General features: G+C 71.5%; 5 protein-coding genes. All 5 read left to right on the top strand.

From position 1 onward, the window contains the following. Positions 1–336 precede the first annotated feature (336 nt). The 5 genes from VF665_RS11025 to VF665_RS11045 all read left to right on the top strand — a co-directional run bounded on the left by VF665_RS11025 (position 337) and on the right by VF665_RS11045 (position 9,146). Positions 337–1,941 (top strand): NAD(P)/FAD-dependent oxidoreductase, encoded by a 1,605-nt coding sequence (locus tag VF665_RS11025; protein WP_331053483.1) that lies wholly within the window; start codon positions 337–339, stop codon positions 1,939–1,941. A gap of 243 nt (positions 1,942–2,184) precedes the next feature. Then, complete coding sequence (locus VF665_RS11030; protein ID WP_331053484.1) at positions 2,185–3,555, top strand: aspartate aminotransferase family protein; 1,371 nt, start codon at positions 2,185–2,187, stop codon at positions 3,553–3,555. A 154-nt stretch (positions 3,556–3,709) separates the two neighbouring features. Then, positions 3,710–4,183, top strand: a complete 474-nt coding sequence (locus VF665_RS11035; protein WP_331053485.1) for a GNAT family N-acetyltransferase — start codon at positions 3,710–3,712, stop codon at positions 4,181–4,183. Positions 4,184–5,701: 1,518 nt separating this feature from the next. Further along, a complete protein-coding gene (locus tag VF665_RS11040; RefSeq protein ID WP_349263121.1) occupies positions 5,702–6,124 on the top strand; it encodes a response regulator in 423 nt (140 codons plus the stop codon). Then, positions 6,117–9,146, top strand: a complete 3,030-nt coding sequence (locus VF665_RS11045) for a PAS domain S-box protein (RefSeq protein WP_331053487.1) — start codon at positions 6,117–6,119, stop codon at positions 9,144–9,146. The genes VF665_RS11040 and VF665_RS11045 overlap by 8 nt, the downstream gene beginning before the upstream one ends. Positions 9,147–9,363 lie beyond the last annotated feature (217 nt).

Here is a 9,363-nt window from a genome sequence, read left to right on the forward strand (position 1 = left end):
GGCAGAGTTCGCGGCGTCTTGGAGTGGGGAGGCCTGCGCGCCTACGGCGCTTCGGCCTCCCCACTCCAAGACACACAACGAGGAGATTGCTAGCTCCAGCACACTCCCACAATAACTGGTACAGCGAACGGGGGCATTGCACTCCCCCTCTCCCGCGGAGCGGGTGGAGGGGGCTGGGGGGAGGGGGCCTCTTCTGGCCGCACCGGCACCCGGCGAACGGCACCGAGGCGCAGTTCTCCCCTCCCCGCGCAAACCTTTGACAGCGGCCCCGGCGCGCCGTAAATCCCCCTGCGCAGGAACCCACGCACTCACGCACCCAGCACTCCCGCACTTCTCTTGTCCATTCTGGATGCCGTCGTCGTCGGCGCGGGGCACAACGCGCTCATCGCGGCCGCGTACCTGGCGCAGGCCGGGCGCAGCGTCGCCGTCTACGAGCGCGCGGAGCGACCCGGCGGCGCGGTGCAGACGCGCGACGACATCTTCGACGGGTGCCGCATCGACGTGGGCTCGTCGGCGCACATCCTCATCCACCTGACGCCCGTTCTGCAGGAGCTGGATCTGGCGCGGTACGGGTTGCGCTACGTGGACTGCGATCCGTGGGCGTACTATCCGCTGCAGGACGGCCGCGCCATCCACTTTCACAAGGACGTGGGCCGTACCTGCGACTCCATCGCCGCCATTTCGCCGCGAGACGCGGTCGCCTATCGCAGGTTCCTGGACGAGTGGCGGCCCATCAGCGAGGCGGTGCTGCGCGCGTTCCTGGGCGCGCCCACCGCGGGACGGCTGGCGTGGACCATGGGGACGGGCGGCGGATTCGCGCGGGGCGGAGCGGAAAAGCTGCAGGATATTCTGGGCTCGTACCGGCAGCTGCTGGATACCACATTTGAGCACCCCGCCGTGCGCGCGGCCATCGAGTGGATCGCCGCGCAGAGCGGTCCGCCGCCCACGGAACTGGGGAGTGCACCTCTCGCGGGATGGCAGCCCCTGTATCACGACAGCGGGGTAAAGCGGGCGGTGGGCGGATCGGGCGCGCTCACGCAGGCGCTGGTGGCGCACATCCGCGCGCACGGGGGCCGGGTGCACACGTCCGCGCCGGTGCGGCGGATCCTGGTGCAGGGCGGCCGCGCGGTGGGGGTGGAGGTGGGCGACCGCGCGGAGGACGGGGTGCCGCTCGGCGCACCGGTGGCGGAAAGTGGACGGGGACGGATTGTCCGCGCGCGGTCCGTGCTGGCCGGGTGCCACGTGGCGACCACGTTCGGGCGGCTGCTGGCGGATGCGCCGGAAGCCGCGCCGCTGCGGGCGCGCGTAGCCAACCTGCGCATCGGCAACGGCTTCGGGATGATTCTGCGCTGCGTGACGAGCGAGCTTCCCGCGTACGCAGGCGCCCCCGCGGACGGATCGCCCGGCCCCATGCACCAGGGGCTGCAGCTGCTCTGCCCGCCCGCGCCGTTTCTGGACCACGCCTATGCAGACTACCTGCGAGGGGAGCTTCCGCGCGACCCGGCCGTGGTGGCCATGACCTGGTCCGCGGTGGACCGCTCCATCGTGCCGCAGGGGAAGCACCTGCTGTTCGCGTGGGCGCAGTACCATCCCTACGCCCTCGCCGGTGGGGCAGCCTGGGACGATGCCACGCGCCGCCGCGCGGCCGCGGACATCCTGCGCACGGTGGGGCGGTTTGCGCCCAACGTGCCGGCGTGCGTGGAGCAGGTGTACATCCAGTCGCCGCCGGACCTGGAGCGCGAGCTGGGATTGTACAACGGCAATGTGATGCATCTGGAGATGTCGCTGGACCAGATGTTCACCTTCCGCCCCTCCCCCGCGCTGTCGGGATACAGAACGCCAATCCCGGGGCTGTACCTGACCGGCGCGAGCACGCATCCCGGCGGCGGCGTGTTCGGCGCGTCCGGCCGCAACGCCGCGCGGGTCATGCTCAAGCGCTGAGCGTTCCCCGCCGTTCATCACCGCCAGCCCCGGCTGCCCCCGCCCGGCAGCCGGGGCTTGGCGCATGCGCTTCCGTCCGCCCCCCAGTTCCCCGCGTCCTCCGCGCGAGGGCCGGACGCTGGGAGCGCATCGGCCTAACGAAGCCTTGCCCCTGCGCGTCTCGCCCTGCGCGCCGAGGTGCGCCCGCTTATCATTATGACTGAGTTATATCTGTACCTCTCGAAACAAGCCTCGACCGCCGTGATGGAACCGCTTTCCGGAACCGCCCTCCCCTCCGTCCCCGTTCCTCCGCCCGGCCCGCGTTCGCGCGAGCTGGCGGCGGAACTGGCGCGGTGGGAATCGCCCAACGTCACGTATCTGGCCGACAACTTCCCCGTGTTCTGGGATGAGGCGCGCGGCAGCAACGTGCGCGACGTGGACGGAAACGTGTTCCTGGACCTGACTTCCGCGTTCGCCGTCACGGGGATCGGGCACGGGCATCCGCGCGTGGTGTCCGCCATCCAGGCGCAGGCGGGGCGGCTGCTGCACGGGATGGGTGACGTGCATCCGCCCGCCATCAAGGTGGATCTGCTGCGAGCCCTGGCGGAGGTGACGCCCGGCGGGCTGACCAGGAGCATCCTGGCCAGCTCCGGCGCCGAGGCGGTGGAAGCGGCGCTCAAGACCGCGGTGATGGCGACGGGCAAGCCGCGCGTGCTGGCCTTTCACGGCAGCTATCACGGGCTCACCTACCGTGCGCTGTCCGTTTCCGGGCGCGAAGACTTTCGCGCACCATTCCAGGCGCAGCTGGGCGGCGGGACGGTGTTCGTGCCGTATCCGTACCCGTACCGCTCGCCCTTCGACGGTGACGCGGACGCCGTCGGCGCGCAGACGCTGCGGTACATTCGCCACGTGCTCGACACGCCGGGCACCGCGCACGAGGGGATCGGCGCCATTCTGATGGAGCCCATTCAGGGCCGCGGCGGCGACCTGGTTCCGCCGGACGCGTTCCTTCCCGGAATCCGCCAGCTGTGTGACGAGCGCGGGCTGCTGCTGATCCTGGACGAGATCTACACCGGCTTCGGGCGGACGGGCCGATGGTTCGCCTGCGAGCACTGGGGCGTGGTGCCGGACCTGATGGTCGTAGGAAAAGGGCTCACGGGCGGATTTCCCTTTGCGGCCTGCATCGGGACGGACGAGGTGATGGGCGCGTGGCCGAAATCGACGGGGGAAGCGATCCACACCTCCACCTTTCTGGGCCACCCGGTGGGATGCGCGGCGGCGCTGGCGGCCATCTCCGTGCTGCGCGACGAAAAGCTGGTGGAGCGCAGCGCGTCGCTGGGCGCGCGGATGCAGGCGCGGCTGGTGGAGATGACGGCCGATCACCCGCGCGTGGGCGAGGTGCGCGGGCGGGGGATGATGATCGGCGTGGAGATGGTGCGCGACCGGCGGTCCCGCGCGCCCGCGCCGGAGCTGTCCGGCCGCGTGGTGGTGGAGGGATTGCGCCGCGGACTGCTGGTGCTGGGCGGCGGGATTCACGGAAACGTGCTCTCGCTGGCGCCGCCGTTCGTGATGACGGAGGCGCAGATGGACTACGCGCTCGCGGCCATGGGCGAGATCCTGGACGAAATGCGTTAGATTGCTCCCGGCCGATGTATCAGCCGGAGAAAAGGTCCGGCGGTCGGTGCGGGTGCGGATCACCGGATGCAGACCGCGTTCTGGCGGGACGGGCCATCTCGTCTCGCGCGGAACGCGGTCCTTTTTGCCGAAAATCGAGAGGAACGGAATACGGATGGAATATCGCAACGCGGTGCAGGCGGACGTGCCCTTGCTGGCGGAGATCAACCGGCAGCTGATCGAGGACGAGTGGGAGGGCACGTCCATGTCCATCCAGCGGCTGGAGCAGCGGATGAGCCGCTGGCTGGAGGACGGCGACTACCGCGCGATCCTGTTTCTGGAGAACGGGGCAACGGTGGCGTACTCGCTGGTGAGCGTGGATGAGGACGATTCGGCGTTCATCCGCCACTTCTTTGTGCTGCGCGAGCACCGCGGAGCCGGCGTGGGGCGGCGCGCCATGCAGACGCTGCTGCGCGACATCATTCCGCCTACCGCGCGCGTGACGCTGGACGTGCTGGCGAGCAACGCGGGCGGGCACCAGTTCTGGAAGTCGGTCGGGTTCCGCGACTACGCCATCCGCATGGAGCGTGTGCCGAGCGCGGACGCGGCGGCGGAGTCGGGCAGCGGGGATGCAGGTCCGGCGGCGTAGGCCGGCGGAGCCTCGCGCGGGGCTGAGCGGCTGAAGTCGCCGCAACGACGGCTGAAAGCCTCACGGTACTGCTGTGAGGCTGGAGCGGCGCGAGGGGATGCGACGGTGCGTCTCCGCGACCCCACGGCGGTCCCCACCCGGGTTCGCATTACTCGCCCACCCTCCCCCAAACAGATTGGGGGAGGGTTGCGGTGGCGAGGAGTACCGTGCTGGAAATTCGGGATTCGTGTAGCCGAAAGTGGCTGAGCGACTGAAGTCGCCGCAACAACGGCGGAAAGTCTCCCCAAACAGACGGGGAGACTTCACCCGCACGCCGGCGGAGGTTCCGGTGTGGTGCGCAGAGTTTTGCGCCGCGGAGGGTGTCCTGAGCGGATGAATCCGCCGCTCCAGAAGCGGTAAGCCCCGACTGGTGGCCGCTGTCGCGTCCTCGCTCGGGGCTTCAACCGACCCTGCGGAGAGCTCGGCGCCACGCACCGAACCATCCACCACGCCGAACGGCTCCCCCTCTCCCGCGGAGCGGGTGGAGGGGGCTGGGGGGAGGGGGCCTCCTTCGGCCGCACCGGCACCCGGCGAACGGCACCGAGGCGCAGTTCTCCCCTCTCCGCGCGGCCGTTTGCGCGAGGAGGGGCCGGGGGAGGGGCCTTCGAGGGCCGGCGTGGCGCGCCGAACCAGTCACGGCGCCGAACGGCTCCCCCTCTCCCGCGGAGCGGGCGGAGGGGGCTGGGGGGAGGGGGCCTCCTTCGGCCGCACCGGTTCCCGGCGAGCGGCACCGAGGCGCAGTTCTCCCCTCTCCGCGCGGCCGTTTGCGCGGGGAGGGGCCGGGGGAGGGGCCTTCGAGGCCGGCGTGGCGCGCCGAATCTGCCCCCGCGCCGAACGGCTCCCGCACGAGACTTCTGTTGCCGTGTGCTCCCTCTCCCACATCTGTTCGTGGGAGAGGGTCGTCGCGCGCAGCGCGCGGGGTGAGGGCCACAGCCGGGGACACGCACCATCCTTCGCCCTGCACCGACGGGCTCTCCCATCCCCTTTGCCGGCCGCGCTTCCGCCAACCTTTCGCCCCCAACGGGCTCTCCCATCCGCTTCGCGGTGTCCGCCGCGCCCCTCGTGCGCATCCACTCCACCCACGCAGCCGCCCGCACCTCCAGCCGAACCCGCACCCGCGAATCGGACGCCGCAAGCCGTTGTTCCGCAAACATATGCGCCGGTCGCTCCCCGCGGCCGGGGCGAGTTGACCCGTCCCCGCCGGGAGCCTACCTTTGTCCGCGCGGCCCGTACTTCGTTCACGTTCGGAGCGGGCCGATGAGGCCATGACGGAGCACGCGTAATCAACGCCATTCCTAAGCCCGGGGCAGGCGCCGCCTCGTCGGGCGGCCGGGCAGGCCGATGGCGGGGCGGGAAGGACGGCATCATGCGCATTCATCAGATCCGGACGGGGGACGGCCGCGGCGGCCACCCCGCCGCTTTCACATTCAGCAGGACGGGGGTCCGGTGAGCGGACGGAGCGACGGCATCGTGATCCTGATGGCGGACGACGACGAGGACGACCGGCTCCTGGCGCGCGAGGCCCTGGCGCAGAGCCTGGCCTTGGCCGCCGAACTCCGCTTTGTGAACGACGGGGTGGAGCTGATGCAGTACCTGCGGCGCGAGCCGCCGTTCGCCGACGCGGCCGCCACCCCGCGCCCGGGCGTGATTCTGCTGGACCTCAACATGCCGCGCATGGACGGCCGCGAGGCGCTGCAGGCGCTCAAGGCCGACCCCGAACTGCGCCGCATTCCCGTGGTGGTGATGTCGACCAGCCAGGCGGACGAGGACATCGTGCGCAGCTACGACCTGGGCGCGGCGTCGTTCATCACCAAGCCCGTCACCTTTGAGGGGCTGGTGGAGGTGATGCGCGGATTCGGCACCTACTGGACCGAGGTGGTGGGGCTGCCGGCCGATGAGTGAACAGGACCGCGACCCGTCGGAAATCCGCGTGCTGCTGGTGGAGGACGACGAGGACGACTACACCCTCGCCCGCGACCTGCTGCGCGACGTGGAGGGTGACTTTCGCCTGGCGTGGGCGCCCACCTACGCCGACGGGCTGCGGGCGCTGCGCGAGGGCACCTACGACGTCGTGCTGCTGGACTACCGCCTGGGGGAGCAGACCGGGCTGGAGTTTCTGGGTCGCCTGCCGCTGGACGAGGAGCCGCCACCCATCATTCTGCTCACGGGCCAGGCCGACCGCGAAACGGACCTGGTGGCCATGCGCGCCGGCGCCGCGGACTACCTGGCCAAGGCGGGGCTCACCGCCACCATGCTGGAGCGCTCCATCCGCTACGCCGTGGAGCGGCACCGCGCCGTGCAGGCGCAGCACGAGGCGGAGCGGCGCCACCAGTTTCTGCTGGAATCCGTGGGCGCCATCGTGTGGCGGGGAGACCCGCGCACGCTGGCGTTCACCTTTGTGAGCCGCGAGGCGGAGCTTCTGCTGGGATACCCGGTGGAGCGGTGGACCTCCGAGCCCGGCTTCTGGGCGGACCACATCCATCCCGATGACCGCGAATGGGCGGTGCGGCTGTGCCACGACTCCAGCCGGCGCGGCGTGGCGCACACCTTTGACTACCGCATGCTGGCGGCGGACGGGCGCGTGGTGTGGCTGCGCGACATCGTGCGCGTGGTGGAAACGGCGGGGCGGCGCGAACTGGCGGGGGTCATGGTGGACGTCACCGAGGCGCGGCAGGCGGAGGCCAACCTGCGCCTGCGCGACCGCGCCATCGACGCCATTTCCGAAGGCGTCCTCATTACCGACGCGCGGCAGCCCGACAACCCCATCGTCTACGTGAACCCCGCCTTTGAGCGCATCACCGGCTACTCGGCCGCGGAGGCGCTGGGGCGCAACTGCCGCTTTCTGCAGGGGCCGGACACCGATCGCGAGGCCGTCGGCGACCTGCGCGACGCGGTCGCGGCCGGGCGCTCCATTTCGCTGGACCTGCTCAACTACCGCCGTGACGGCACCCCGTTCTGGAACCGCCTGTCGGTGAGCCCCGTGCGCGAGCCGGACGGCGCGCTCACGCACTTTGTGGGGGTGCAGCGCGACGTGACGGAGCCGCGCACGGCGCGCATGGAGCTGGCCGCCGCCGAGGCGCACTACCGCCGCCTGGTGCGCGCTGCGCCGCAGGCCATCTTCGCCTTCGATACGGAGGGGCGGCTGATTGAGTTGAACCCGGCGGGGGAGCGGCTGCTGGGCCGTTCGGCCGAGGCGCTGCTGGGGCAGAACTTTGCCGCGCTGGTGGTGCCGCGCGACCTGGAGGCGGCGCGGGGCGCGTTCGACCGCACACTGCGCGGCCAGGGGAGCGAGCAGGGGCAGATGGTGCGCATCACCGGCCCCGGGGGCGAGGAGCGGCTGCTGAGCGTGGCCATGACGCTGATCGCGGAACACGGCCGCGTGCTGGGCGTGCACGGCATTGCGCGCGACATCACCGAGGAGCGCGCCCGCGAGCGGCAGGTTCGCCTCCTGGCGGGCGCGCTGGAGGGGCTGCGCGACCAGGGGGTGAGCGTGATTGACGACGGGCGCATCGTGTACGCCAACAGCGCGCACCGCCGCATTCTGGGCTACCAGCCGGCGCCGGGGGAGCATGCGCGGGTCGCGGACTTTCACCCCGACGACGAGACGGCGGCCACCGCGCGCGAGGCGGAAGAGGCCGTGGCGCGCGAGGGGAGCTGGAGCGGCCGCATGCGCCGGCGCCGGATGAGCGACGGGCAGGTGATTCCCGTGGACGTGGTGCTGGGCGCCGTGCAGGACGGCGGGCGTTCGCTGCTGTTCAGCATCATTCAGGACGCCACCGACAAGATGGCGCGCGAGCAGCACCTGCGCCGGGTGGAGCGGCTGGCCGGGCTGGGAACGCTGGTGGGCGGCGTGGCACACGAGCTCAACAATCCGCTCAGCGCCGTGCTGGGCTTTACCCGGATGCTGCTGATGGACCCGCGGCCGGAAGGGGAGCGCGAGGACCTGGAAACCATCGCGCGCGAGACGGAGCGGATGGCCAAGATCGTGTCGGACCTGCGGCTGATCGCGCGCGACACGCAGGAGTCCGCGGGGCGGCGGCAGACGGTGGACCTGAACGACGTCGTGCGGCACGTGCTCAAAACGCGCGCCTACTCGCTGCGCACCCGCAACATCGAGCTTCGCGACGACCTGGCGCAGAACCTTCCGGCGGTGCACGCGGACCGGGGGCAGATGGAGCAGGTGCTGCTGAACCTGCTGGTGAACGCCGAGCAGGCCATGGCGTCGGCCCCGCTGCGCCGGCTGATCGTGCGGACGCGGGCCACGGGGCAGGGCGCCTCGCTGCACGTGGTGGACAGCGGTTCGGGAATCCCGCCGGAGTACCTGGACCGCATCTTCGACCCCTTCTTCACCACCAAGGCGCCGGGGGAGGGAACGGGGCTGGGGCTTTCGATGGTGCACAGCATCGTGGCGGAGCACGGCGGCGAGATCCGCGTGGACAGCGAGCCGGGGACCGGCACGGCCATCCGCATCGACCTTCCCGCCGCCGCCCGCCCGCGCGACGAGACGGCCGCGCAGCAGGTGCAGCCGGCCCCCGCGCGGGGGCTGCGCGTGCTGGTGGTGGATGACGAGGAGGCGGTGCGGCGGGTGGTGGTGCGCTCCATCCAGCGCCGCGGGCACCAGGTGGACGAGGCCTCGGAGGGGAGCCACGCGCTGGAGCTGCTGAACGTGCCCGGCGCGCACTACGACGCCATCGTGAGCGACCTGCGCATGCCCGGCGTGAGCGGCGACGAACTGCTGGCGCGCCTGCGCGAGCGGAGCGACGGCCTGCACCGGCGCCTGGTGTTTCTTACAGGCGACACGGCGAGCCCGGAGGCGCTGCGCATGCTCACCGAGGCGGGCGTCCCCATTCTCGCCAAGCCCGCCGGCCTGGCCGACGTGGTGCGCACGGTGGAGCTTCTGGCGGCGGCGGGCGAGAAGGTGTAGCGCCGGAGGGGAGGGAAGTGGCGCGCTGACCTTGTCCGCGCTCATTGCCGGCCAGGTCGCGCGATCCGCTTTTCCCGCCTCTGAAGCGGCGGATTCATCGCCTCCGGGGGGCGGATGCAAACTGCGTCGCGCTACGCGCGGGCCCCGCCTCCGCCCCCTCCCCGCGCAGACAGCCGCGCGGAGAGGGGAGAACGGCGGCTCGGTGCGCTTCGGATGA

Source organism: Longimicrobium sp. (assembly GCF_036387355.1).
Taxonomy (GTDB): Bacteria; Gemmatimonadota; Gemmatimonadetes; order Longimicrobiales; family Longimicrobiaceae; genus Longimicrobium.

What these genes read in the sequence shown, in the direction of transcription:
- VF665_RS11045 (WP_331053487.1), top strand. Translation starts at nt 6,117, where the DNA reads ATGAGTGAACAGGACCGCGACCCGTCGGAAATCCGCGTGCTGCTGGTG.
- VF665_RS11035 (WP_331053485.1), top strand. Translation starts at nt 3,710, where the DNA reads ATGGAATATCGCAACGCGGTGCAGGCGGACGTGCCCTTGCTGGCGGAG.
- VF665_RS11040 (WP_349263121.1), top strand. Translation starts at nt 5,702, where the DNA reads ATGGCGGACGACGACGAGGACGACCGGCTCCTGGCGCGCGAGGCCCTG.
- VF665_RS11030 (WP_331053484.1), top strand. Translation starts at nt 2,185, where the DNA reads ATGGAACCGCTTTCCGGAACCGCCCTCCCCTCCGTCCCCGTTCCTCCG.